Annotated in this window: 22 protein-coding genes; 3 read left to right on the top strand and 19 right to left on the bottom strand. The window is 70.8% G+C overall.

Annotation, left to right across the window (positions count from 1 at the left end; all coding sequences use genetic code 11):
• Positions 1–55: 55 nt before the first annotated feature.
• The 10 genes from AB0E94_RS00720 to AB0E94_RS00765 all read right to left on the bottom strand — a co-directional run bounded on the left by AB0E94_RS00720 (position 56) and on the right by AB0E94_RS00765 (position 13,550).
• The gene (locus AB0E94_RS00720; RefSeq protein ID WP_360320286.1) at positions 56–1,258 is read right to left on the bottom strand and encodes a hypothetical protein; all 1,203 of its coding nucleotides are present in this window, start codon (positions 1,256–1,258) and stop codon (positions 56–58) included.
• 19 nt (positions 1,259–1,277) lie between these two features.
• A complete protein-coding gene (locus AB0E94_RS00725; protein ID WP_360320289.1) occupies positions 1,278–2,333 on the bottom strand; it encodes a hypothetical protein in 1,056 nt (351 codons plus the stop codon).
• A 99-nt stretch (positions 2,334–2,432) separates the two neighbouring features.
• Entirely contained in the window at positions 2,433–3,449 is a 1,017-nt protein-coding gene (locus AB0E94_RS00730; RefSeq protein ID WP_360320292.1) for a hypothetical protein, read from the bottom strand.
• Complete coding sequence (locus AB0E94_RS00735; RefSeq protein WP_360320295.1) at positions 3,446–4,684, bottom strand: MFS transporter; 1,239 nt, start codon at positions 4,682–4,684, stop codon at positions 3,446–3,448. The genes AB0E94_RS00730 and AB0E94_RS00735 overlap by 4 nt, the downstream gene beginning before the upstream one ends.
• Before the next feature lie 16 nt (positions 4,685–4,700).
• Positions 4,701–8,393, bottom strand: coding sequence for a DUF4082 domain-containing protein (locus tag AB0E94_RS00740; RefSeq protein WP_360320298.1), 3,693 nt, complete (start codon positions 8,391–8,393; stop codon positions 4,701–4,703).
• Positions 8,394–8,655: 262 nt separating this feature from the next.
• Complete coding sequence (locus AB0E94_RS00745) at positions 8,656–9,750, bottom strand: DegT/DnrJ/EryC1/StrS family aminotransferase (protein ID WP_360320301.1); 1,095 nt, start codon at positions 9,748–9,750, stop codon at positions 8,656–8,658.
• Entirely contained in the window at positions 9,747–10,403 is a 657-nt protein-coding gene (locus AB0E94_RS00750; RefSeq protein WP_360320304.1) for an acetyltransferase, read from the bottom strand. Before AB0E94_RS00750 ends, AB0E94_RS00745 begins: the two co-directional genes overlap by 4 nt.
• The gene (locus tag AB0E94_RS00755; protein WP_360320307.1) at positions 10,400–11,539 is read right to left on the bottom strand and encodes a DegT/DnrJ/EryC1/StrS family aminotransferase; all 1,140 of its coding nucleotides are present in this window, start codon (positions 11,537–11,539) and stop codon (positions 10,400–10,402) included. Before AB0E94_RS00755 ends, AB0E94_RS00750 begins: the two co-directional genes overlap by 4 nt.
• Positions 11,521–12,489 (bottom strand): NAD-dependent epimerase/dehydratase family protein, encoded by a 969-nt coding sequence (locus AB0E94_RS00760; RefSeq protein WP_360320310.1) that lies wholly within the window; start codon positions 12,487–12,489, stop codon positions 11,521–11,523. The genes AB0E94_RS00755 and AB0E94_RS00760 overlap by 19 nt, the downstream gene beginning before the upstream one ends.
• Positions 12,486–13,550 (bottom strand): Gfo/Idh/MocA family oxidoreductase, encoded by a 1,065-nt coding sequence (locus AB0E94_RS00765; protein WP_360320313.1) that lies wholly within the window; start codon positions 13,548–13,550, stop codon positions 12,486–12,488. The genes AB0E94_RS00760 and AB0E94_RS00765 overlap by 4 nt, the downstream gene beginning before the upstream one ends.
• 299 nt (positions 13,551–13,849) lie before the next feature.
• On the opposite strand from AB0E94_RS00765, the gene AB0E94_RS00770 reads away from it, so the two are divergent.
• On the top strand, positions 13,850–14,440 hold the full coding sequence (locus tag AB0E94_RS00770; RefSeq protein ID WP_360320316.1) for an acyltransferase: 591 nt from the start codon (positions 13,850–13,852) through the stop codon (positions 14,438–14,440).
• Positions 14,441–14,550: 110 nt separating this feature from the next.
• Here AB0E94_RS00770 and AB0E94_RS00775 read toward each other — a convergent pair whose 3' ends face one another.
• From AB0E94_RS00775 to AB0E94_RS00795, 5 genes are all read right to left on the bottom strand, one after another.
• Positions 14,551–15,114: an ATP/GTP-binding protein gene (locus tag AB0E94_RS00775; protein ID WP_360320818.1), complete on the bottom strand. Its 564-nt coding sequence runs from the start codon at positions 15,112–15,114 to the stop codon at positions 14,551–14,553.
• A 4-nt stretch (positions 15,115–15,118) separates the two neighbouring features.
• Positions 15,119–15,457: a DUF742 domain-containing protein gene (locus tag AB0E94_RS00780; RefSeq protein WP_360320821.1), complete on the bottom strand. Its 339-nt coding sequence runs from the start codon at positions 15,455–15,457 to the stop codon at positions 15,119–15,121.
• Complete coding sequence (locus AB0E94_RS00785; RefSeq protein ID WP_109592918.1) at positions 15,457–15,882, bottom strand: roadblock/LC7 domain-containing protein; 426 nt, start codon at positions 15,880–15,882, stop codon at positions 15,457–15,459. Before AB0E94_RS00785 ends, AB0E94_RS00780 begins: the two co-directional genes overlap by 1 nt.
• Positions 15,879–18,266: a nitrate- and nitrite sensing domain-containing protein gene (locus AB0E94_RS00790; protein WP_360320320.1), complete on the bottom strand. Its 2,388-nt coding sequence runs from the start codon at positions 18,264–18,266 to the stop codon at positions 15,879–15,881. The genes AB0E94_RS00785 and AB0E94_RS00790 overlap by 4 nt, the downstream gene beginning before the upstream one ends.
• 169 nt (positions 18,267–18,435) lie before the next feature.
• Positions 18,436–18,879, bottom strand: a complete 444-nt coding sequence (locus AB0E94_RS00795) for a MarR family transcriptional regulator (RefSeq protein ID WP_360320323.1) — start codon at positions 18,877–18,879, stop codon at positions 18,436–18,438.
• A 63-nt stretch (positions 18,880–18,942) separates the two neighbouring features.
• On the opposite strand from AB0E94_RS00795, the gene AB0E94_RS00800 reads away from it, so the two are divergent.
• Positions 18,943–19,332 carry a PPOX class F420-dependent oxidoreductase gene (locus AB0E94_RS00800; protein ID WP_360320326.1) on the top strand — a complete coding sequence of 130 codons (390 nt, stop codon included), beginning with the start codon at positions 18,943–18,945 and terminating at the stop codon, positions 19,330–19,332.
• A gap of 196 nt (positions 19,333–19,528) precedes the next feature.
• The gene (locus AB0E94_RS00805; protein ID WP_360320329.1) at positions 19,529–20,893 is read left to right on the top strand and encodes a M28 family peptidase; all 1,365 of its coding nucleotides are present in this window, start codon (positions 19,529–19,531) and stop codon (positions 20,891–20,893) included.
• Between the two features lie 18 nt (positions 20,894–20,911).
• Here AB0E94_RS00805 and AB0E94_RS00810 read toward each other — a convergent pair whose 3' ends face one another.
• From AB0E94_RS00810 to AB0E94_RS00825, 4 genes are read right to left on the bottom strand one after another with little or no spacing between them, the layout of a single operon-like run.
• Complete coding sequence (locus AB0E94_RS00810; protein WP_360320332.1) at positions 20,912–21,775, bottom strand: anchored repeat-type ABC transporter permease subunit; 864 nt, start codon at positions 21,773–21,775, stop codon at positions 20,912–20,914.
• 1 nt (position 21,776) lies between these two features.
• On the bottom strand, positions 21,777–22,472 hold the full coding sequence (locus AB0E94_RS00815) for an anchored repeat-type ABC transporter ATP-binding subunit (protein WP_360320824.1): 696 nt from the start codon (positions 22,470–22,472) through the stop codon (positions 21,777–21,779).
• 17 nt (positions 22,473–22,489) lie between these two features.
• Entirely contained in the window at positions 22,490–23,323 is an 834-nt protein-coding gene (locus AB0E94_RS00820) for a choice-of-anchor M domain-containing protein (RefSeq protein ID WP_360320335.1), read from the bottom strand.
• Positions 23,324–23,337: 14 nt separating this feature from the next.
• The gene (locus AB0E94_RS00825) at positions 23,338–24,813 is read right to left on the bottom strand and encodes an anchored repeat ABC transporter, substrate-binding protein (protein ID WP_360320338.1); all 1,476 of its coding nucleotides are present in this window, start codon (positions 24,811–24,813) and stop codon (positions 23,338–23,340) included.
• Positions 24,814–24,877 lie beyond the last annotated feature (64 nt).

The following is a 24,877-nucleotide window of genomic DNA, read 5'->3' on the forward strand; positions in this document are numbered from 1 at the left end:
GGAAACCACGAAGCCCCGGTCACCGTCAGGTGGCCGGGGCTTCTCGGTACCGGTGTCAGCCGTAGACCTCGTTCTCGATGGTCTCCAGGGTCACCCGCTGGGCGGTTCCCCACGGGGTCTGCCGGATGCTCGCGGCGATCGACGCCGGGGCCGGCCCACCGGTGACCGCCGCCGACAGGGCGTCGGCCAGGGCGATCGGGGTCGGGCGGGTCCACTGGATGTACGGGTTGTCGATGCTCGCCTTGGCGTGTTCCGACTCGCCGACGATCGGGATCACTCCGCAGGCGAGCATCTCGTCGGGCACCAGGGACAGGTTCGTGAAGGACATCGCCAGCCCGGCCGCGCATTCGTTGTACATCTCACTGAGCTGCGCGGGCCGTACCGTGCCGTGGTTGGTCGCCGGGAACGGCGCCCGGACCGTGGCGTCGCCGAACAGGTGGATCTCGTGGTCGGGGTGCCGGCGGTGGAATTCGCGCAGCGCCACCAGACCGAGCGCGAACCCGCGGCGCGCATAGTCCCGTTTGGTGTAGAAGACGACGCCGCGCCGTTTCTCCTGGTTGGTCAGCTGGTAGACGGCGGTGTCCACACCGAACTCGGCGACCGCGCACTCGGTGCCGTACTTCTCGCCGAGCAGGTCGGCGAGCATCGGGCCGACCGTGATGGTCCGGAAGCCGAACCGGTAGGTGTCCTCGGCGAGCACGTACTGCGAGCCGGCCGGGTAGAACCAGGGCTCGTAGTCCTGCACGAAGTACAGCCGCCGGGTCGGCACGTCCGGGTAGCTGGCCAGCACGTGCGCCGACTCCCAGCCGGACGCCACATACGCGTCGAGGGGCCCCAGACCGTCGGAGACCGACCGGATCTCGGCCTTCATGCCCGGCCAGCCCTCCCGGATGACCGCCTCGTGACGGGCCAGCTCACCGTGGAACACGTCGTGGATGTAGAGCACACACTTGTGCCCGGCCGCTTCGAGGCCCTCCACCATCCGGAACAGGGTGGTGTGGCCGCCCGAGCCGGGCCGCGGCGGGGTGCACAACCAGCCGACGGTGAGCGGGGTGCCGGGCGCCGGCCGTTGGGCGGGCGCGGTGAGCCGCAGTCCCTGCGAGTCGGCGATGTGGTCGAAGTCGAGCGGCGCTTCCAGGTCGGAGGCGCTCAGCCGGTGGTAGGCGACGCGCACCATCCGCTGGGCGAGACCGCGGGGGCCGGATTCGCGCAGCACCTTGAGGGCTTCGCGCTGCCGTGCCGATCCGAGCAGATTCATGACTTCCTCGCCGTCCTTCTCAGTTCGCCGACTCGACGAGCTTGCCGTCGTCCCACTTGTTGTTCGCCCAGCGGTTGCCCGGCTTGGCCGGGTCGAAGCTGGTCACCGGCCCGTACTGCCCGCACTTCTTGTTCTTGCCGCGCTGGATGATGTTGCCGGTGAAGACGATGTCGCGGACTCCGCTGACGTATTCCTTGTCCGAGGTGGACCCGCCGTAGACGCAGTACGAGATGTCCTCGTTCGCGCCGAGCAGGTTGTCGGTGACCGTGATGTCGGAGACCGGCCCGAAGTCGGGGAACAGGTTGACGTTGCCGGAGCAGCCGCCGCCGGCCGAGTTGGACGGGCTGTCGCAGACGATCGTGTTGTGGTCGAGGACGACCTTGGTGGTGCCGTCGCCGCCGGTGTCGTTGGCGAGGAAGCCGCCGAGGTGCCAGTCGGATCCGTCGGGCAGTTCCTGGCCGTGCAGCCAGGAGTCGCGGATCGTGCAGTTGTACGAGCAGACGACCGCGGTCTGACCGCCCTGGATGTCGGAGCGCAGGATCGTCATGTTGGTGCTGCCGACCGCCGCGCCCTGGTAGACCCCGGCGTTCACTTCGGAGTCGGTGAGCGAGTACGAGTAGTTCGACTTCTCGGTGGTGACGAGCCGCCCGTTGATCCGGCTGTTGGTGATCTTCACGCCGGTGGTGCGGATCTCCAGGGCGTCACAGTTGACGATCTTGCCGTCGATGACCGTCCCGCTCTTGGAGATCGTGCACGGCCCCTTGTAGGTGGCGAGCGTGACCCCGGACGGGACACCCGTGTTGGAGGCGTTGGGGTGTCCGCCGCTGCGTTTCGGGGTCTCCGGCTTCTTGGACGCCGACGCCGACGGCGAGGGCGCCGACACCGACGGGCTCACCGGCAGGCTGGCCGACGGCAGCGCCGAGCCGGACAGGGCGGGCGCCGGGAGCGTCGTGTTCTCCGGTGTCGCGGAGGCGGGGCCCGCGACGGCTTCGGTGTCAGGTGACGTCCGGTAGGAGTTGATCAGGTATCCGGCGGCGGCGAGCGTGGCCACACCCAGGACGGCAATCACCGCCACCCGGGAACGCCGGGGCGTCCGCCGGTGGTTGGTGATGGGACCCGTACTCGGATCGGTCAACGTTCTTGCCCTTCTACTAAGAGACGATGGCAGGTGACATTAAGAGACGACGGCGGGCGACCAGGCGTCGCGGATGAGGATCCGTGGTTGCCCGGTGCCGTCGGCGGGAACCTGCCACACGTCGCTGGAGGCCGATCCGGCGGTCTCCCGGGGCAGGCCGTAGACGATCGTGTCGTCGTCGAGCCATTCGACCTGGTCGTCGACACTGTTGGTCTCGGCGAGCAGCGTTTCGGCGCCGGTCTTCAGGTCGTAGACCGCGAGCCGCCACTTGCCGGAGGGCAGATCTCCGTGCTTCTTGAACGCGACGCGGGTGCCGTCCGGGGAGAGGGACGGACACTCGACGTCACCGCGCAGCGCGGTCACGGTACGCGCGGACAGACTACCGTGGACCAGCCACGTCTTACCGCCCGAGGCGGCGGTGGCATAGAACCCGTCGTCATCGACGAACGTGACCCCCCACATGTTCTTGTCGGAGGCCGTGATCACCTTGCCCTCGACGGTGAGGGTGAATTTCTCGATGTCGCCGATCACCTCGCCGGTGGTCCGCGACACCACGGTCCGGGTGGAGAACTGGCCGGGGTTGGCGTACGAGTCGCCGAAGACGAACGTGGTGGTGGCGACCAGCGTGCCGTCCCGGGACAGGCGGGTCCGGCTGGGCAGGCCGGTCAGCGGCAGCTCGTTGGTCTTGTTCCACGAGTCGTCCAGCAGCAGCGCCTGGTAGGTGGTGACCAGCCCCCGGTTCGCGGCCAGGCAGATGGCGTCGGCAGCGGTCGCGTAGACCCGGTCGCAGGAGGCCGGGGTGAACGCGCGGGGGCCGTCCGGCGCGGACAGCGGGACCACGGCGACCCGGCCGTACTCGGCGCCCAGGGCGGTGCTGCGGAAGACCACATGCGGCTGGTTGCGCAATCCGGCCAGGTCACCGGCGGTGGCCACCGGGGCGGCTTCGGCGACGGTACGGGCCTGACTGGCCCGGGTCTGCCAGACGTATCCACCGGCGCCGAGCACGGCGACGAGCAGGATCGCGACGAGCGTGATGACGCGTGACCGCAGGGTCACGGGGCGACCTCCGCCCGGTCGATGCCACGCAGCAGCAGCCCGGCGACGGGGATGGCGGCGGCCAGCAGCGCCGCGAAGACGACGAGCGACATGCCCGGCCCCTGGAGCGTCCAGAGCACGCCGAACATCAGCGACGAGGCGAACCGGGTCAGCGCCACCGCGGTCTGTGCGGCGGCGATCCCGCTGCCCCGGGCCTCGGCCGGGACCAGCCGGCTGATCAGCGCCGGCAGCACGCCGTCGGTCGCCGCGTAGAAGACGCCTAGCAGCAGCAGCGTGCCCAGGGTCAGTCCGAGGCCACCGGCCGGCAGGGCCGCCAGCAGGTAGCAGGTGAGCAGCGCGCCGTGCCCGGCGACCAGCACCCGGGCCCGGCCGATCCGGTCGGCGAGACGGCCCAGCGGCACGGCGAGCAGCAGGTACGCGACGTTGGTGCCGACGTACAGCAGGGGGAAGTAGGTGGCCGCGAAGTCGTCGCGTTCCTGGAGCGCCAGGTAGACGAACCCGTCGCCGACCGTGAGCAGGCCCAGGACCGACGCGGCGACCAGCGGTTTGCGCAGCCGTCTCCCGCTGATCTCCCGGAACATCCGGCGCAGCCCGATCCGGGCCTTCCCGGCGCTCGACTTGAGATTGGGGACGAACAGGACGAGCACCGCGACACCGACGATCGCGAACGCGAACGACACCACGAAGATCGAGTCGTAGCTGCCGGGCACCGCGGCGAGCAGGGCGAACGCGACGAGCGGGCCGATCGCGGCGCCGATCGTGTCGAGGGTGCGGTGTACGCCGTACGCCCGTCCGAGCTCTTTGGGGTCGGACGCCTCGGCGATCAGCGCGTCCCGGGGCGCGGTGCGCAGCCCCTTGCCCAGCCGGTCGGCCGTGACCACCGCGGTGATCGCGGCGAACCCCGCGGCCGGGAGCATCGCGAGCCGGCTCAGCGCGGACGCGCCGTAACCTGCCACGGCCACCCACTTGGGGTGCCCGCCGCGGTCGCCGGCGTACCCGCCGGCGATCCGCACGAACGCGCTGACGCCCTGATAGAGCCCGTCCATGAAGCCGTACGCCACCGGACTGAGCCCGACCACGGCGGTCAGGTAGAGCGGGAGGATCGACGACACGCTCTCCGACGAGATGTCGGTGAGCATGCTGACGATCCCGAGGAGCACCACCGTCGAGGAGATCCGGGTGGCGCGCCCCCGCCCCGGAGCCGAGCCGGCTCCGGGGCGGTCACGTAGTGACACGTACACGTGCTGCCTTTCAGCCAGCCGGGGTGAAGTAGACGTCGACCCAGTAGTTCGCCGTCGATGTCCCCGTCGGGAATCCGCCACCGTACTGGTAGCGGGCGCCGCCGGCGACGGTCCGCAGCGGCGAGTTCTCCGTCGCCGAGGCGAGACCACCGCCGGTCACCGCGTAGTGACCGTTCGGCGCGTAGTAGGAGACCACGTACTCGGTGCCGGCGACAATGCTGACCGGCTGGTCGAACACCAGTGTCTGCCAGCCGTCGGTGGTCTCGTTGACGAACGTCCCGGTCCGCAGCACCGAACCGTCAGCCGACCACAGCGTTCCGGTGTGTGTCCCGGTGTTGCCGTTGCCCTTGTAGAACCGGACACCGTGCACCTGGCCGGCCACATCCGAGCTGAACCGGGCGCCGACCTCGACGCCGTTGGAGTCGTCCCAGCTCGCGTGGGCCGGAACCGGGGCGCCCGGGAACAGGTTCACGGTGCCGGACGGCAGCTGCGGGGTGGTCGGCTCCTCGGGCGACTCGGCCGTGCTGGCGAAGAGCGGGTCGACCCAGTAGTTGCCACTGGACCAGGAGCTCGACGGGAAGCCCTCGGCGCCGTACACGTAGACGCCGTTGTTGCCGGCCGGTGCGGTCAGCAGGCCGCGGGTGCGCTCGTTGGCGAAGTAGCTGCCGGTCACCGCGTAGTCGCCCTGGGGCGCGTGGTACGAGACGGTGTAGGTGGTGCCCGCGGTCACGGTCAGCGCCTCCGAGAAGTAGACGTACTGCCAGCCGGTAGCAGTCTCGTTCACGAAGGTTGCGGTCCGCAGCCGGGAACCCGACGACGACCAGACCGATCCGATGTGCGTGCCTGTGTTGCCGGGGCCCTTGAAGAACCGCATGCCGACCACCTTGCCGTCGGCCTGCGGCACGAACTTGACACCCAGGTTGACCGCGGCCGGTTCGTCGACCGCGGCGACCGCCGGCAGATCGGTCTCACCGAACAGGGTGTGCACCTCGACGTTGCCCGGGTTGGTGGTGAACGTCCAGGTGTACGGCGTGGTCATGGCGTTGCCGTTGGGGTCGGCGGCGGTCACCGCGACGGTGATCTTCTTCCCGGCCGGCAGCGCCGACGACGGCGTGAAGGTCGCCTTGCGGGTGTCGGCGTCGTAGTCGGCCGTGCCGGCGACCGTGCCGCCGGTGTAGGTGACGTCGAAGTCGACCGAGTCCGGGTCGACCGCCTTGTTGAAGGTGGCGGTCGGCTTGGTCGAGGTCGGCAGGTAGGCGGCGTACGCCAGCGGCGTGGACCCGGTCACCGAGGGCGGGGTCACGTTGCCGACGTTGAAGAGCACGTCGACGTAGTAGTTCGTCGAGTTGTACGACTTGGTGGGGAAGTGCCCGGCGATCTCGTACACGCCGTTGCCGCCGGCCTCGTGGTCGCCCGGCGCGACGAGCGGTGACGCGTCGTGCGGGCCGTAGATGAACCCCCACTTGTCACCGGCGTAGTGGCCGTTGGGCGCGGTGTACGAGGCGATGTAGGTGACGTCCGCGCTGACCGCGACCGGCGAGGTGAAGACCAGCTCCTGCCAGCCCGTCTCGGTCTCGTCCTGGAAGGTGCCACGGGCCAGGACGTCGCCGTCGGCCGACCAGAGCGTGCCGGTGTGCGTGCCGGTGTTGCCCTCGCCCTTGTAGAAGCGGACACCCTTGATGAAACCGTTGGTCTGCGGGATGACCTTGACGCCCAGCTCCACGGCGTCCGAGTCGTTGATCGACGGGTTCTCCGGAACCGTCTTGCCGAACAGCGACGTCGAGCCGGTCAGGGTCAGCACCCGCGACTTCACGGCGCCGATGTTGGCGCTGTCGTCGGTCGAGCGCACCTTGATCGTCGCGGTGCCGTTGCCGGTGACCGCGCCCTTGTACGACCACTCGTCGGTGCCCTCGGCCGGGTGCCACGTCTTGCCGCCGTTGAGCGACACCTCGACGCCGGCCACCCGGCCGCCGTCGTTGTCCTCGGCGGTGCCGGAGACGGTGACCAGCTTGCCGTTGGCGACCGAGCTGTCGTCGGCGGGCGTGGTGATGGTCGTGGTCGGCCCGGCGGTGTCGGTCGACTTCGAGGCCGAGTGCAGGACACCCATCAGGGTGGCCGGCTGCACGCCCATGTCGGCGAGCAGGTTCACGGTCGCCTGCTGGAGCTGCTTGTCGGCGGGCTCGACCGGGAACTCGGTGTCGTGCTCGGCGTCCAGGCCCCAGCCGTACTGCACGGTGCCGGCGCCGAAGACCAGCGCGCCGCTCTCCGCCTTGTAGAGCGTCATGTTGTGCGTGGTGGTGCCGGGGGAGACGGTGTTGCCGAAGTCACGCAGGTACTCCGGGGTCTCACCGATCGTCGTCGACAGGCGGATCAGCCCGGCCGGGCGGAAGCCGTTGTCGAGGTCCTCGTCCGACTCGTAGCCGACGGTGTGCGGCGACAGCGTCATCTTCGTGCCGGCGGCCTGGTCGGCCACGTCGGAGTTGCGCCAGAACCGGTTCTTGCCCTGTGCCGCCGGGACCTGGATGGCCAGGTCGTCGTGGTTGGCCATGAAGATCGTGCCGGTCAGCGCGTTCTCCGGCTTGCCACCGTTGGACGGCGGCGAGAACCGCGGGTCACGCCAGGTGCCGGTCCACTCCTCGGACGGGTCGCTCTTGGCGTTGTCCCAGGTCTCCTTGTAGCAGACCAGCGTCCGGTGCGCGGTGTTCGAGCCGTCCTGGCTGGTCTCCCAGCGGGTCTTCCAGTAGACCTCGTTGCCGCTCAGGAAGGCGAGGTTGGTGCCGGCGTCCCGGGCCGCCTCGACGGCGGCGCGCTGCGGGCCGGACCAGTACTCGTCGTGACCGACGGAGAGGAACACGTCGTGGTTCTTCAGCAGCGCGCCGTTGCGGTCGGCGTCGACGTCGGTGGTGTACGAGACGTCGTACCCGTTGCGCTCCAGGAAGCGGATCGTCGGGTACTCGTTGCTGAACAGGAAGTCACGCCCGTTGTTCCAGCCGCGGGTGGCGAACGGCCGGTTGTAGCTCAGCTTGGTGGCGCGCCCGTTCGGGCCGTCGTTGTAGAAGTCGGCGCCGCCGTAGACGTTGTACGCCTGCCAGGTCGCGTCCGAGGTCTTGAAGATGACGTCGGAGTGGCTGGAGTCCTTGCGCACGACGAACGTGACGTGGCTCTTGCCACCGGTGTCGGTCCGCTTGAGCAGCGCGAAGTAGACGCCGGACACCGCGGTGGAGGGCACCTCCCACTCGGCCGACTGGGCCCAGGTGCCGCAGTCGTAGATCAGCGTGGTCGCGTCGGTGACGCAGGCGGTGTTCTGGTTCTGCGCGGGGAACGTGCCCTCGAGGGACTGCACCTTCCGGGCGCCGTCGCCGTCGTAGTAACCGAGGCGGTAGATGTCGATGGTGTACGCGGCCTCGGCCCGCACCTTGAACTTGACGGTGTCACCGACGTCGACGCTCATGTCGGTGGCGAAGCCCTGCACGGTCTCGTCGCCGGCCTTGTAGATGTCCCACTCGCTGGACGGCGTGCCGTCCAGCGCGTTCTCGCACACGACCGGGTTCGGCTGGCAGTCGGCGACGGCGGCGTCCGACTCGTAGAGCGTACCGACGAGAGCCGCGGCGGTGAGGATGGCGGCCGTGCCGGCCGAGGTCATGATCCGCGTCTTCCGGCTACGGAAGCGCGGCAGGAATGCGAGCGCCCGTCGTCTGTCCATCTGGTGCAGGTGCCTCTCCGCCAAGAGTGATGTGCCCCCCAGGGACGAGGGCATCCGAGATCATCTTTGACTTTGTGGCGGACGTTAACGAAACGGGGGCGTCCTGTCCATCCACTGTCGAAATCATCTCGTCGGCCGACCGAGGGATGCGAATCAGCCGTTCAGAGGAATGGTGATGGGCCTGTTACGCAGGGCGTTTGTGCCCGCCCACAGTTTGCGTGGACGGGCACATCCAACAATTCGAGGAATTCGATTTAATTGATCAGCCGAGCGCGTCGGTAAGCGCCTGGACGACCCTTTCCTGCTGGTCCGGCGTGATCTGCGGGTAGATCGGGAGAGAAAGGATCTCGGGCGCGGTGGACTCCGCGTTCGGGAACGATCCACCGAGGTCCGCGAACGCCCCGGTCCGGTGCACCGGAATCGGGTAGTGGATGGCCGCGCCGACGCCCGCCGCGTTCAGTTTCGCCAGCACCTCGTCCCGGTTCGGCACCCGGACGCAGTAGATGTGCCACACGTGCACGTTGCCGTCCAGCGTCACCGGGCGCACCACCTGCTCCAGGCCGGACAGCAGCTCGTGGTAGCGGGCGGCCGCGGCCCGGCGCTGCTCGTTCCAGCCGGCCAGCCGGGCCAGCTTGGCGCGCAGCACGACCGCCTGCAGGCCGTCCAGGCGGCTGTTCACGCCGATCAGGTCGTGGTGGTACTTGCGCAGGCCGCCGTGGCTGCCCAGGGTGCGGACCGTGGTCGCCCACTCCTCGACGGCGGTGGTCACCGCGCCGGCGTCGCCGTAGGCGCCCAGGTTCTTGCCCGGGTAGAAGCTGGTCGCGGCGATCCCGTCGACCCCGGAGCCGAGGCCGTGCCGGGTGGCGCCCTGCGACTGGGCGGCGTCCTCGACGATCACGATGTCCCGGCCGGCGAGACCGGCCTTGAGCTGGTCGACCGGGGCGAGCTGGCCGTACAGGTGGACCGGCGCGATGGCCCGGGTGCGCGGCGTGATCGCGGCGAGCGCGGCGTCCACGTCGATCAGGTAGGTGCTCGGGTCGCAGTCGACCAGCACGACCTGCGCGCCGGTCCGGGCGACCGCCTCGGCCGTGGCGATGAACGTGTTCGCCGGCAGGATCACCTCGGTGCCCGGGCCCACGCCGACGGCCTTGAACGCCAGTTCCAGCGCGTCGGTGCCGTTGGCCACGCCGATCGCGTGCGGCAGCCCGGAGAACGCCGCGTACTCGCTCTCGAACGCGGCCACCTCGGCTCCGCCGATGAAGGCCGTGTCGGCGATGATGCGCTTGAATCCGGCCTCGACCTCCTCGGCCACCTCCGCGTGGGCGGCGGCGAGGTCGACGAGCGGGATGCGGGTCATGGGGTCTGCCTTTCCAGGACGGACGGGGACTTCTTCAAGAAGCGGGCGGGACTGCCGGCCCAGATCTCGCCGGACGGGACGTCGTGCAGAACGACCGAGCCCATCCCGACCAGCGCCCAGGCGCCGACCGTGACGCCTTCACGGATCAGGGCGCCGGAGCCGACGTAGGCGCCGGTCTCGAGGACCGCCCCGCCGCCGAGCCGGACCCCGGAGGCGACGGTGGCGTAGGAGCCCACCAGGTCGTCGTGGGTGAGCACCACCTGCGGCATGACCGCCACGTGCGCGCCCACCGTCACGTCGGCAGTCAGCACGGTGCCGGCCAGCAGCACGGTGCCCTCACCGACGGAGCTGCCCGCGCCGATCGACACCGACGGGTGCAGGACCGTGGCGTACCGCTCGGGGGGCAGGCCGAGCCGTTCCACGATCCGCTGCCGCGCGGTGTAGTTGCGCGGGTTGCCGACGCACACCACGACGTCGGTGTCGAACCCGATCACACTGTCCACCGGGCCGAGGATGGGCAGGCCGGAGCGGACGGTCCCGTGCAGGTCCGGGTTGTCGTCGACGAACCCGAGGACCCGCCGGCCGCCCGCGAGAGCGGCCGCGGCCGTCTCCCGGGCGAACCCGCCCGCCCCGACGATGACCAGGTCTTTCACCGGATGGCCAGCTCGCGCAGCACGCCGATGATGTGGTCCTGGTCGGTTTCGGTGAGCTTGTGGTGCAACGGCAGGATCAGCGACTCGCGGGTGATCCGCTCGGTGACCGGCAGCGGGCCGGGCGTGACGTCGGCGTAGGCCGGCTCCAGGTGGGCCGCCATGATGCCGCGCCGCGCCGAGACTCCGCGCGCCGCCAGCTCGGTCAGGACCTCGTCCCGGCTCGCCCGGAAGCCGTCGAGCAGCACCCAGAACGACTGGTAGTTGGTCTGCCCGTAGGCCGGATCGCGCACAGGGACAAGTCCGTCAATATCCGACAATAAACCTTGATAGCGCTCGGCCAGCTGACGGCGCTGAGCGACCAGCCCGGCGAGTTTCCCCAGCTGAACCAGGCCGACCGCAGCCTGGATGTCGGTCATCCGGTAGTTGTAGGCGGTTTCGAGGTACGCCTCCAGCACCGGCTGCTTGGACGCGTGGCGGTCGGCGGCGGAGACGTTCATGCCGTGCTCCCGCAACCGCTTCAAGCGAGCCGCGTCCTCGCTTGAGGAAACCGTCACCATGCCGCCCTCACCCGTGGTGATGAGCTTGCGCGGGTGGAACGACCACGCGGCCACCCGGGCCCCGGTGCCGGCCGGCGCGCCGTACGCGGTCGAGCCGGCCGCGCACGCGGCGTCCTCGACCAGCCCGATGCCCCAGCCGTCGGTGGCCTTGCGCAGCGCCGCCGTGTCGAACGGCACACCACCCTGGTGCACCGCGATGACCGCGCGGGTCCGCTCGGTGCGCACCGCGTCCACCGTCTCCACGGTGACGTTGCCGGTGGCCAGCTCGACGTCGGCGAAGACCGGGGTGGCGCCCACGTAGCGGACCGCGTTCGCGGTGGCGATGAACGACAGCGACGGCACGATGACCTCGTCACCGGGCTTGATGTCGAGCAGCACCAGCGCCAGGTGCAGGCCGGTCGTGCAGGACGACACGGCGACACCGTGCCCGGCGCCGACCGCGGCCGCGAACTCCTGCTCGAACTTCGCGACCCGCGGGCCCTGGGCGACCCAGCCGGAGCGGATCGCCTCGGCCGCGGCCTGGGCCTCCTCTTCCCCGAGGTCGGGGATCATCACCGGGATCACTTGGACGACCGCCACCAGTCGACCAGGCCCTGGAGGCCCTCGTGCAGGGTGAGCTGCGGCTTCCAGCCCAGCTTCTGCTCGGCCTGGGTGATGTCGGCCAGGCGCCGGGTGACGCCGTTGACCGCGCGGGCCGGGCCGTGCTCCGGGACCAGGTCCGACTTCATCACGGCGCTGAGCGCGGCGGCCAGGTCCTTGAGGCTGGTCTCCTCGCTGGCGGCGATGTTGAAGACCTCGTCGGTGACGTCCGCCTGGGCGGCCAGGATGTTGGCGCGGGCGATGTCCGCCACGTGCACGAAGTCCATGGTGGCCAGGCCGTCGCCGAGGATCAGCGGGGGAGTGCCCGCCTCGATGCGCTCCATCCAGCGGATCAGCACCTCGGTGTACAGGCCGTGGATGTCCATCCGCGGGCCGTACACGTTGAAGTAGCGCAGGGCGACGTAGTCCAGGTCCTTCATCGCCTTGAAGCTGCGCAGCGTGGCCTCGTTGAACGCCTTCGCCGCGCCGTAGAACGTGTCGTTGTTGTACGGGTGGTGCCGCTCGGTGGTCGGGAACTCCTCGGCCAGGCCGTAGACCGACGCCGACGACGACGCGATCACCTTCTTGACCCCGGCCTCGGCGGCCGCCTCGATCACGTTGAAGGTGCCGTCGACCAGAACCTCGTTGGCCAGCCGGGGCTCCTCCGCGCACTGGGTGATCCGGATCGCCGCCAGGTGGAAGACGAGATCCTTACCCTCGGTGAGCGAGCGGACCAGCTCCCGGTCACGGATGTCGCCCTCGACCAGGGTGACCGTGTCGCCCTGGGCGAGCGCCCACGACAGGTTGTCACGCCGGCCGCGGACGAAGTTGTCGAGCACGACGATCTCCGCGGCCCCGCCACGGACGAGTTCGTCGACGACGTGCGAGCCGATCGTGCCCGCCCCGCCGGTGACCAGGGCCTTCGTGCCCTCGATCGATACGCCAGTCACGCCATGTGCCCTTCGTTCAGCTTGATCATGGTGCCGCCCTCGGCGAGGCTACGCGAGGCGGCCTGGAGGATCTCCAGGACCCGGAGGCCGGAACGCCCGTCGGTCAGGGCCGGGGTGCCGGTGGTGATGGCCCGCGCGTACTCGTCGACCATGGTCCGCAGCGCCTCACGCTCGGTGAGCGCCGGGGAGACCACATCGCCCGAGCGGTACGACACCAGGATGTCCCGCCGCTGCTCGTCGCCGAGCTCGTCCGGGGAGGCCACGTCCACCCCGCGGTCGTAAATCGACAGCCGCTGGCTGGGGTTCAGGTCGTCCCACACCAGGGTCCGCTTCGACCCGCCGAAGATCGCGGTGCGCACCTTGACCGGGGAGAGCCAGTTCACGTGGATGTGGGCGATCGCGCCGGTGTTCAGCTGAAGCGTGAGATACGCCACGCAGGCCCGGCCGGCGCCGATGCCGTCGGCCCCGTGCGCGGCGACCGCGACCGGGCGCACCGACGGCGGCAGCACGAAGTCGAGGATCGACAGGTCGTGCGGCGCCAGGTCCCAGATCACGTCGATGTCCCGCTGGACCAGGCCCAGGTTGATCCGTACCGAATCGAGGAAGTGCAGTTCGCCCAGCTCGCCGGCCGCGAGCAGATCGCGGATCCGGAGCACCGCCGGGGTGTAGCAGTAGGTGTGGTCGCACATCAGCGTCAGGCCGCGCTTGTCGGCCTCCTCGACCAGCTGGAGGCCCTCCTCGTGGGTGGCCGCGAGGGGCTTCTCGACCAGCACGTGCTTGCCGGCGCGCAGCGCCGCCATCGCGACCGGCAGGTGCGTGCCGGCCGGTGTGGCGATCGCCACGGCGTCGACCGACGGGTCGGCGAGGACCTCGTCGAGGTCGGCCGAGACCTGGACCGTCGAGTAGCCGCCGAGGACCCGCTGGGCCCGCTCGACGTCGAGGTCACAGAGCCAGCGCAGCCGGAAGTTCGGGCTGCTCTGGAAGTTGCGGACGAGGTTGGGGCCCCAGTAGCCGGCGCCGACGACGGCCACACCGATGGGAGCGGGGAGCGGAGAAGTCACGAGCATCCGTTTCGTCGGAGATTGGGCGGGAACGCGTCCGCGCAGAGTGGACGGACGGTGCCGACGCAGTCCGTCGGGAAAGCTATCGATTCGCCGCAACCGAGCGCCAGTCGACGACTGGATTTCCGGCGGAGCTGCGGGGTCATCGCGTCCCTTCGGCTGATCGGGGTACGCCTGTCGGTCAGCGATCACGCAACCGGATGGCCAGTTCGGCCGGGAACGTCGTTTTGCTGACATCGATTCGGAGTCTCAGCAGCTAGCCTGTGCCCGATTCCCGCCGATCTTCCGGAAGGCTACACATGACCGTCAATGTCGCCCCGACCGCCGACGTGGACGAGCGAGCCTCCATCGGCGCCGGCACGCGGATCTGGCACCTGGCCCAGATCCGGGAGGACGCCACCCTCGGCACCGACTGCAACGTCGGCCGCGGCGCGTATGTCGGCCCCGGCGTGGTCATCGGCGACAACGTCAAGCTCCAGAACCACGCGCTCGTCTACGAGCCGGCCCGCCTCGGCGACGGCGTCTTCATCGGCCCGGCCGCCGTGCTCACCAACGACGAGTACCCGCGCGCCGTCACCCCCGACGGCCGCCTCAAGACCGGTGACGACTGGACCGCGGTCGGCGTCACCATCGGTGACGGCGCCGCGATCGGCGCACGCGCCGTCTGCGTCGCGCCGGTCACCGTCGGCCGGTGGGCCCTGGTCGCCGCCGGCGCGGTCGTGACCAAGGACGTCCCCGACTTCGCCCTGGTCGTCGGCGTTCCGGCACGCCGCGTCGGCTGGGTCGGCCGGGCCGGCCGACCCTTGGTCGCCAAAGACGGAAACCTCTGGGTCTGCCCCGAGACGTCCGCCGAATACGTCGAGGAAGACGGCACCCTCACCGAGCGCTGATTCGGTACGGCTACGAAGAGCACTGTTCCCTACCCCGCGACGCCGGCGGTCGAAGCGGTCTCCACCGCGACCGCCGGGCGTGTCCGGTGGCCGGGCCGCTCAGCCGCGGGTCACTGGCGGGCCAGGCGGCGGGCCAGGACCCGTTCGGTGAGGGCCACCAGGACTGTCTTCACCGACTCGCGCCGGCGGGCGTCGCACTCCAGCAGCGGCATCCCCTCCGCGACCCCCAGCGCGTCGCGGATCTCGGCCGGGTCGAAACGGCGGGCGCCCTCGAAGGCGTTCACGCCGATGATGAACGGGATGTCGTGTTCCTCGAAGTAGTCGATCGCGGGGAAACAGTCCTCGATACGGCGGGTGTCGACCAGCACGATCGCGCCGAGCGCCCCGTGCACCAGGTCGTCCCAGAGGAACGCGAACCGGTCCTGCCCCGGCGTCCCGAACAGGTAGAGCAGCAGCGACTCGTCCAGGGTGATCCGGCCGAAGTCGAGGGCGACCGTGGTGGTGGTCTTCCCGGCGACCGCTGACGTGTCGTCGACGCCGATCGACCGTTCGGTCATCTCGGCCTCGGTCACCAGCGGCTCGATCTCCGAGATCGCGCCGACGAAGGTGGTCTTGCCCACCCCGAACCCGCCACTGATCACGATCTTGACGGCGACCGGTGACGGGGCCGCCACCGTGCTAGAGCGCCCGAACACGATCCCTGATCCTCTCGATCAACGCGGTGGTCAGCTCACCGGGCATCTCACCGGCCTGCAACAGTCCCTGCGTCATCAGGTCGGCGACGATCACCCGGACCACGCCGAGCGGGGCGTGCAGCGCCGACGACAGGTCGGCCACCGACTTCGGCCGCTGGCAGAGCTCGACGATCCGGCGGGCCTCGAAACGCAGGGGCGCGGACAGGGCGGCGGGTGCGGCGTACAACTGGGTCTCGATCCGAAGTCCGTCGTGCAGTGGCTGGGTGCGCCCGCCGGTCAGCATGAACGGGCGCACCACCGGTTCCTCGGCGTCGTGGTTCATCATCGGGGGAGCTGCTGCCGCGATTCGGCGATCAGGGCCGGCGTCAGCAGGTCGCCGAACCGTTCGGCGAGCATCGAGATCTCGTACCCGACCAGGCCGAGGTCGCTGTCGCCGGAGGCCACCACGCCGAGGCAGCTGCCACCCGGGATCACCGAGATCACCAGGAAGCCGCGGAGCATCTCGATCATGATGAGCTTGAGGCCGTCGAAGTCGTAGCGGCGCGACGCGCTGCGGGCCAGGCTGGCCATGCTGGAGACGATCGCCCCGAGCTGGTCGGCCTCGGCCCGGGCCAGCCCGTCGGACGCGGCGATCAGCAGGCCGTCGGAGGAGACGGCGACGGCATCACGTACGCCGTCGGTCTGATGGACGAAGTTGCCGAGCAGCCAGTTGAACTGGTGCCGATCGGCCTGGGCCTCGACGCTCACGGGATCTCCTCACTGATGAAGCTCGGTTCACGACGGCGAGGCAGGCTCGCGCCACCGGGTTCGACGCCGGGCGGGGACAGGTTGACCGCGTGCCGGCCCTGACCGCTGCCGCGCTGGATGCCCGCGCGCAGGGCGGTCAGCCGATCCCGGACCGCCTCGGGCGACGCGGTGACCGGGACGGTCGGCTCGTTCGTGATCGCCGGGAGCGGCAGCGTCGTCTCGGACCGGTTCCGCTGCGCCCGCGGGGTACGCCGGCGCAGGCCGTTGACGGTGTGCTCGGTGTGCGGGAGCCCGGACTCGGCGGGCCGGCGTGGCGCGGGCACGGCCGGTTGCTCGTCCAGCACCACGTAGTCGACCTGTAGCGGCGGGGACGGGATGACGGGTGGTTGCAGGGACGGCAGCTCGACCGGCTTCGGCCCGGCGACCTGCTTCGGCGCCGGCTGGGCACTGCGCAGCGGGGTGACGTTCCGCACCGGTGGCCGGCCGGGCGGGCCGTCCAGGGGCGCGCCCGGCGCCGCGAGCATCTCGGCCGGCAGGCAGACCCGGGCGGTCACCCCGGTCACCGGTGACCGGGCCAGCTGCACACTCACGCCCATCTCGGCGGCCAGCCGGCCGACCACGTAGTGGCCGAGGAACCGGGCCGGCGCGGTGAGGAAGTCGCCCTCGCCCCGCAGCCGCTGGTTGGCGGTCTCCAGCTCGTCCTCGCTCATCCCGACACCCTGGTCGCAGACCGCGATCAGGTAGCCGTCCTCGACGATCCGGCCGTGCAGCTCGACGTCGAGGTCCGGCGGGGAGAAGGCGAGACCGTTCTCGATCAGTTCGGCGAGCATGTGGGCCAGGCCGCTGGCGGTCGAACCGGAGACCATCGCCTCGTCGAGCCGGCGCAGCGACACCCGCCGGTACTCCTCGACCTCGGACACCGCGGCCCGGATCACGTCGGTCAGCGGCAGCGGCCGGGCCCACTGGCGGGGGCTGGCCGCGCCGACCAGCACCAGCAGGCTCTCCGCGTTGCGGCGCATGCGCGTCGCCAGGTGATCCAGCTCGAACAGGTTGGCCAGGCCGGTCGGGCTGGACTCCTCCTGTTCCAGCCGGGTGATGAAGCCGAGCTGGCGGCGCAGCAGGTTCTGGTTGCGGCGGCCCAGGTTGGCCAGTGACTCGGCGCCCGCCCGGCGCAGCTCGGCCTGCTCGGTGGCCAGCGCGTACGCGGTCGCCTGCACCCGGTCGAACGCGTCCGCGACCAGCTGGACCTCGGAGCTGGCCCGCTCGGCCACCTGCACCGCGCCCGGCGGCCCGGTGGCGTCGCCGGACACCGCCCGCCGGACGGCCTCCGGCAGCCGTTCGCCGGCCAGCCGGTTCGCCTCGGCGGCCAGAGCGGACAGCGGCCCGGCGATCGAACGGGCGGCGACCGTGCCCAGGTAGATCGCGATGCCGACGCAGACCAGGACCACCGCGGCGAGCGCGGCGAGCCGCAGGTTCGCCTCGTCGAGCAGCACCTGGGCGCGTTCCTCCAGGCTCGCCCCGATCTGCCGGGCCAGCGCGGCCATGTCGTCGAGCACCGGGCCGGTCGAGGTCCACCAGAGCTGCGCGTCGGCGCGGAGGGTCTTGCCGTCGCCCGAGCGCAGCGCCCGGTTCTCCAGCTGCTGGGCGCGTTTGGCCGGGGCGCTGGCCAGGAGCTGATCCCGGGCGGCGAGCGCCTGCGGGGTCGCGTACTCCTCGAACTCGGCGTAGGCGGCGTCCAGGTCGGCGCGCAGCTGGACGTACCGCAGGAACTCGCCGTCGGCGAATCCGCCGGCCGAGAAGACGCCGTTGAGGAAGGCCCGCTGCCGTGCGGTGGCCTCCTTGGCCAGGTTGAGCATGGCCAGCGACTCGGAGCCCAGGCGCATGGTCGCGTCGGCCGCGTTGTCCAGCGCGAAGTAGACCTCACCCAGCTCGGCGACGATCTCGTTGTAGTCCTCGAAGGTCTCGGTCCGGTCGGCTGCCCCGCCGTCCACCTCGCCGCGGATCGTGGCCAGCGCCTCCGCCTGTTCCAGCGCCTCCCCGACCTGCCCGTCCAGGTCGCCGCGCTGGTCGACGAGCTGTTCGACGGCGGCGCGCTGGGCGTCGACCCGTCGTCGGGCCGGCGAGATCTCGGCGCTGAAGTCCTGGTTACCGGCGAGCAGGCCGACGGTCACGCCACGCTCGGTCTGCACCTCCTGCGCGAGCGCCTGCACGGCCAGGTCGAGGGCGACGGCGTGCCCGGTCCGGGCGGCCAGCCGATAGGTGGCGAACTCCTCGACCACCACCACGGTCAGCAGCAGCATCATGGCCGCGACCGGCAGCGCCAGCATGCGGACGACGCGGCTGCGGATGGTCCGGCTGCGATCGGTGCGCCCGTCCCGCCCCATCAGGTCTCCTCTGCTCTCGCGACGCGGGACCTCAGCTCTCGCGACGCGGGACAGAATTGACGGACGCAAAGATGGCGGTCAACACCTCTATCGGGCGACAGGGCCACTGCGGGCTCGTCACCTCCGGTTCGACCGGGGCTCGTTCGGGACGGGTCCTACGAACGAGTGGTCAGGCGGTGAGGGTGATGATCGCCCGCTCGAGCAGCGCGGCCAGTTGCTCGCGCTCGGTGTCGGTGTAGGCGGCGGCGAGTGACCGCTCGATCCGGACGGCCGCGGCGTCGGCGCCGGCGAGGAGCGTGGCGCCGGCCGGGGTGACCCGGTTGACCACGACCTTCTGGTGCAGCGGGGACTGGTCGCGCTCGATCAGGCCCTTGGTTTCCAGATTGGTCAGCACGGTGGCCATCGTCTGCGGGGTGACCAGGGACTCCCGGGCCAGCTGGGCGGCGGACATGCCGTCGCCGCCGGAGAGCAGGAGCAACGCCGCGTACTGCGGGACGGTCAGGCCGAACTCGCGCAGGGCGGCGGTCTTGCGGGCGATCAGGGCCTGCTCGGCCCGCTTGATGACGAGGCCGAGCCGGTCTTCGAGGGCCAGCCGGTCGTCGATCGCGCTCATGGCGGCATTCTGCCACGGACCCGGGTTGTCTACGAACCCTGTTGTATGACAGAGTCCTGTCACATGAGCATCATCCCGGACAGTCACACCGACCTGCTGGAGCGGCCGCTCTTCGGTCACCTCGGCACCGTGCGCGACGACGGCGAGCCGCAGGTCAACCCGATGTGGTTCACCTTCGACGGCGAGTTCCTGCGGTTCACCAACACGACCACGCGCCGTAAGTACCGCAACGTGGTGGGCGAGCCGCGGATCAGCCTCTCGATCAATGATCCGGAGCAGCCGTACCGCTATCTCGAGGTCCGCGGCACGGTCGAGCGGATCGATCCGGACAGTGAGGGTGTGTTCTTCGCGGAGCTCGCCAAGCGGTACCGGCTCGACATCGCCCTCCCGCCCGGCGACGTCGAGCACCGTGTCGTCTACGTGGTCCGCCCGACGGCGGTCAGTTACCAGTAGATCGGCACGCCCCGGCGGACGGCGGGCGGCAGGGGGTGCCTGCCCGCCGTCCGCTTCCGATTCATTGTCCACCGTGGATATTGACCATAGTCTTTCTCTCGCGAGGATCGTCATCCCGACCGGGCTGGGCGATCCCATTCAGCGAGGGGGAGTCTTGGAAACACCAGGCCAGAAGTCTTCACTGAGCAGGCGCCGGATGCTGACGATCGCTCTGGGCGGCGCGGCCGGCGTCACCCTGCCGGCGCCCGCGTGGGCCGTCGGCGACCAGCGGCCGGGCGCCGTGCACCCACCCACCCTGACCGCCGGCGACGAGCGGGTCGCGGCCCGGGTGTCGGCCGAGCGGGCGCTGCGGCACCTCCAGGTGCTCTCGCAGGGCATCGGACCGCGGATCGGCGGCACCCGCTCCGAGCACAAGGCGGCCGATTACATCTCCGGCGTGCTGGACGGTCTCGGGTATGACGTGACCCGGCAGCCGTTCCCGGTGGCCGACAAGTTCCTGGCCCAGCTCGACGCCCGCCACGGCCTGCCCCGCGACCTGTGCTGGCAGGCCGGCGCCTCACCGCACGCGGCCCTGGACGTCAAGGTCCGCGGCGACGTGGTGGACGTGCACGCCGGCGCGGTCGCCGACTACCCGGCCGACGTGACCGGCAAGATCGTGCTGATCGACTACGTGGCCGCCGAGCGGGAGGCCCTGGTCGCCACCGCCGTCGCCCGGGGCGCCGCTGCCGTCGTCCTGCTGCCGGTCGACCTGGTCGAGCCGCGCCGGGCCGCCGCGTTCAGCCCCACCCTGCCCGGGTCGGCGACCACTCCCGTGCCGATCCCGGTGGTGGGCGTGGCCCAGGCGCAGAAACACCGGCTGCGTGACCTGCTGGCCGCCGGCCGCCGGCTCCGGCTGACCGTGTCGACGGCCGCCCACCGGAGCCTGACCTCGCAGAACGTCCTGGCCGAACGGCGCCGGAGCAGCACCAGCGGCCCGGTGGTGATGGTGAGCGCCCACTACGACACGGTGATCGGCGCGCCCGGGGCCAACGACGACGGCTCCGGCACTGTCCTCTGCCTCGAACTGGCCCGGGTGCTGCGCAGGCTGCCCACCCAGGCGAGCCTCCGGTTCGCGCTGTGGGGTTCCGAGGAGCAGGGGCTGCTCGGCTCCCGCTACCACGTGGCGCAACTGCCGCAGGCCGAACGGGACCGGATCGTGGCCGTCTACCAGAACGACATGGTCGCCACCAGCTGGGACCCGGCCACCAGGTACTGGCTGCTCTCCTTCACCGGCCTGGCGAACCGGGCCACCGACGAGGTGACGGCCGCCGCGACCCGGCTCGGTTACGAACCGCGGATCTCGCCGGTCACCCTGCGCGGATCCAGCGACCACCAGTCGTTCCAGGAGGTGGGGATCGCCGCCGCCAACTTCTCCTGGCGTGGTGAGGCCGGCCCGGCCCTGCTGGAGCCGCCGTACCACAGCCCGGAGGACACCATCGCGAAGAACATCAGCCTGGAACGCCTCCAGGTGTCGATGGAACTGATCGGCTCGGCCGCGTACGCCACCGCCGGCCCCGTGTGACGCCGCTGCGGGAGGGGGTCACGCCCCTCCCGCAGCCGTGACCAGCCGGGGCAGCAGCCCGTGGCGCGGCGCGAGCAGCTGGGCCAGCAGGAACGCCGCGGTCAGGGTAAGCACAATCGTCCCGCCGGTCGGCAGGTCCCACGACCAGGACAGGTAGAGACCGGCCGTGGCGCAGCCGGCGCCGATCACCGGGGCCAGCCACATCATCGTCGGCAGCCGGTCGGTGAGCAGCCGGGCGGTGGCCGCCGGGGTGACCAGCAGCGCCAGCACCAGAATGTTGCCGATCGTCTGCACGGCCATCACCACGGCCACCGTGACCAGCACGTACAGGGCGACGTCGAGCCAGAACACGCGCAGGCCGAGAGCCCGGGCCATCTCCCGGTCCAGGGTCACCGCCACGAACTCCTTGTGCAGCAGCAGCGTGGCCAGCAGCACCACGGCCGTGGCGCCGCCGACGACGTACAGATCCCGGTCCGGAATGCCGGTGATCGAGCCGAAGAGGAACTGCTGGAGCGAGCCGGCGTAACCGGGCGCCCGCGAGATGATCACGATGCCCAGGGCGAACGCGGCGACGAAGAAGATCCCGATCACCGAGTCCTCGCGAAGCCGGCGGTTCTGCGCGAACACGCTCACCAGCAGGGCGGTCACGATCCCGGCGACGGTGCCACCGAGGACCAGGCTGCCGGAGAACAGGAACGCGATCGCCAGGCCGGGGAAGACCGCGTGCGCGACGGCGTCACCGATGAACGCCATCCCGCGCAGCACCACGTAACAGCCGACGACACCGCACATCACCGCGGCCAGCACCGCGATCAGCAGCGCCTTCGGCAGGAACGCCAGGTCCGGGTTGAGCAGGTCGGCAAGGAACTGAAGCGGGGACACGTCACACTCCGAGAGCTTTGAGCAGGTGGCTGCCGGGACCGACGGAGAACGTGCGCATCCAGATCTCCGGATCGCGGATCTCGGCCGGCTGCCCGGAGGCGATCACCGTGCGGTTGAGCAGGACGAGCCGGTCACAGGTGTGCGCCGCGGCGGCCAGGTCGTGGGTCGCCATCAGCACCGCACGGTCCGCGGCCAGTTCGGCGAAGAGCTCCGTGAGCGTCTCCTGGGCGGGCATGTCGAGGCCGGTGAACGGCTCGTCGAGCAGCAGCACCGGCGGGGACAGGACCAGGGCGCGGGCCACCAGCACCCGCTGCCGCTGGCCGCCGGACAACTCGCCGACCGGCCGCTTGCGCAGGTCGGCCAGGTGCACCTGATCGAGGGCCCGCCAGGCCGCCTGCCAGTGCTCGACCCGGGGGCGGCGGAGCAGGCCGATCCGGCGGACCAGGCCGCTGAGCACCGCCTCCTCCACCGACGCCGGGAAGTCCCAGGTGAACTCGTGGCGCTGGGGGACGTAACCGGCGCCGGTGGTCGTGACGGTTCCGGCGCGGAGCGGGATCAGGCCGAGGGCGGCGCGGATCAGGGTGGTCTTGCCGGCGCCGTTCGGGCCGAGCAGGGCGGTGAACTCGCCCGCGTCCAGGCGGAGCGTGACGTCACGCAGGACGGGCCGGCCGCCGAGGTCGGCGTCGACACCCGTCATCTCCAGGGCGGGGGAGGTCACCGCGACTCCTCCGCGCGACGGCGGACACGACGCTGACCCAGGAGCACGAAACCGATGGTCAGGGTCGCGGCCAGGACGCCTGTTGCGCCAAGAGGGAACGCGTAGCTCGTACCGGAGGAGGGTTTCGAACCCGAAGCGGACGGTGACGGGACGGAGTATGCGGCGCCGAAGGCGGCCGCCGGGTCGGTGGCATCGCCGACCGCGAGTCGCAGCACGGTGTCGGTGGCGGCGGTGACGCCGTCCGGGAGTTCGGCGGTGACGCCCACCGCCAGCAGATAGACGCCCGGGGCGCCGAACACCCAGTTGGCGTGGGTGTGCGTGTTCGTCTCCACCCAGAGGGGTTGCGGGAAGGGCCGCGCCGAGCTCCACAGCACCTGCGGCGCGCCGAGGTTGCCGGACTGGAGGAAGACGGTGACCGGGCCGGGACCCTGTACGCCACGGAGGGTCATGGTGACACCCCGGCCGGCCGTGGCCAGCACCCCGGGATCCTGCGTGTTCCAGCCGACCCAGACCACGCCGGGCCGCTCGGTCTGCGGGACGACGTGGACCTTCGCGCCGGCCGGAGCGCCGAGGAACGCGTAGTCCTCGTCGTCGGGAACGACCAGCTCGGCGGTGTCGAGGACACGCAGCACGGTGTCGGCCGGATCCCGCCACACCGGCGGCGTCGCATGGTCGTCGTGGATCTGGATCGTCCACTGTCCGTCGCGGACGCGGGGCCCGATGTCGACGTGCCCGGTCTCCAGCACGGCCCGGCCGGTCGCCTGCGGCTGGTCCGGGTCGAGCGACGGACCGGGCGACACCACCAGCAGTAGCGCGAGAAGCGTTCTCATGAAAGGGGGTTTCCTCAGGTCAGGCAGGTACGGAGGGAGTCGGCGTTGAAGCGCATCATCGACATGTAGGAGGTCACCCGGTCGTCGAACGCGTCGCCGTAGATGTCGCAGACCCGTACCCCCGACCGGCGGGCCACTTCGACGAGCGTGGACGAGCGGGCGCGCAGGTTGGGCTCCAGGAAGACCGCCCGGATCCGCAGGTTGCGCAGCGTCTCGGTGAGCCGCCGGCGATCGGCCAGGCTCGCTTCGACGGCCGGGTTGGGGGTGACGAAACCGGCGACCGGGATGCCGTAGGCCTTCGCCAGGTAACCGAACGCGTCGTGAGTGGTCACCAGATAGCGGTCCGGCCGCGGGATGGCGTCGATCGCGGCCTGCACATGGTCGTCGAGTTCGGTGAGTTCCCGCAGGTAGCGGTCGGCGTTGGCGGAGTAGGCGGCGGCGCCGGCCGGGTCGGCGGCGATCAGCGTGTCACGGATCAGCTCGGCGTACGCCTGCGCGTTGCCGACGTCCTGCCACAGGTGCGGGTCGATCTCGCCGTGCACGTGCCGGCCGAGCACGGCCTGCGGCAGCTGATGGATCCGCGTGCCGGGCCGGCCCAGGAAGCGGAACCCCGGGCCGGCCGGCACCTCCCGCAATCCCTTGGCCGGGACCTCGATGACGGTACGGCCGACCGCGTCCCGCCGCCCGTCGTCGGAGTGGAGGTACAACTCCGAACCGTCGACGTCCACAGTGATGTCGGTGTGCCCGTCCCGCAGCACCGCCGCGCCGGGAATCACGCCGTACGGGTCGACCCCGACCGCGAACGTCACCGTCCCCGCGCCGAGCCGGATCGCCCCGCTGTCCGCCCGCAGACTCAGCCGGTAGACCCCCGGCTCGGTGAACGCCCAGCTCATGTGGGTGTGCGCGTCGGGCGGCAGATCCATCGCACCGGCCCCACCGGACACGAACACGGCCGGCTCACCGAACGAGCCGGTCAGATAGGCGATCAGCTCACCCGGCCCGGTGACCCCGGTGACCGACAGTCGGACGTCGGTCGACCGGGTCATCCCGTGTCGCTCACCCTTGCCGGCGACCCGCAGCCCCAGCCAGATGGTGTCCAGGGAGACGTCCTCGACCAGCGGGATGATCTCGGCGGCGTACTTCGTGGCGCCCTCGGCGAGCGAGATCTGCTCCACCCCGCCGGGCAGGTTCGCGTCCAGCGCCTTGATCACGCTCTGCGCCTCGAGCATCAGGTAGTTGCTGAACGCCACGTCCGCGTACACGATGTTGCGCACGTCGCGCAGCGTCGGCTCGTAGGCGTGCGCGTCGGCGTTGTCCGGCACGATCGCGTCGACCACCACCCGGTCGCCGCCGACGTTGCGGACCAGGTCGGCCAGGATTCCGGTGGTGGTCACCACCTGCACCCGGCGGTCGCCGGCCGACAGCGCCGGCGGCGGCGAGCATGCGGTGGTCACGGTGAGCAGGGCCGCGGCGGCCAGCAGGCGTTTCATCAAGCTCCGGGGGCAGGCTTCGGGGGTACGGTGGAACGGGCCCGCTCCAATTCCGGTGGAGCGG

Origin of the sequence: Actinoplanes sp. NPDC026670, from assembly GCF_040638175.1 — a bacterium.
GTDB lineage: Bacteria > Actinomycetota > Actinomycetes > Mycobacteriales > Micromonosporaceae > Actinoplanes.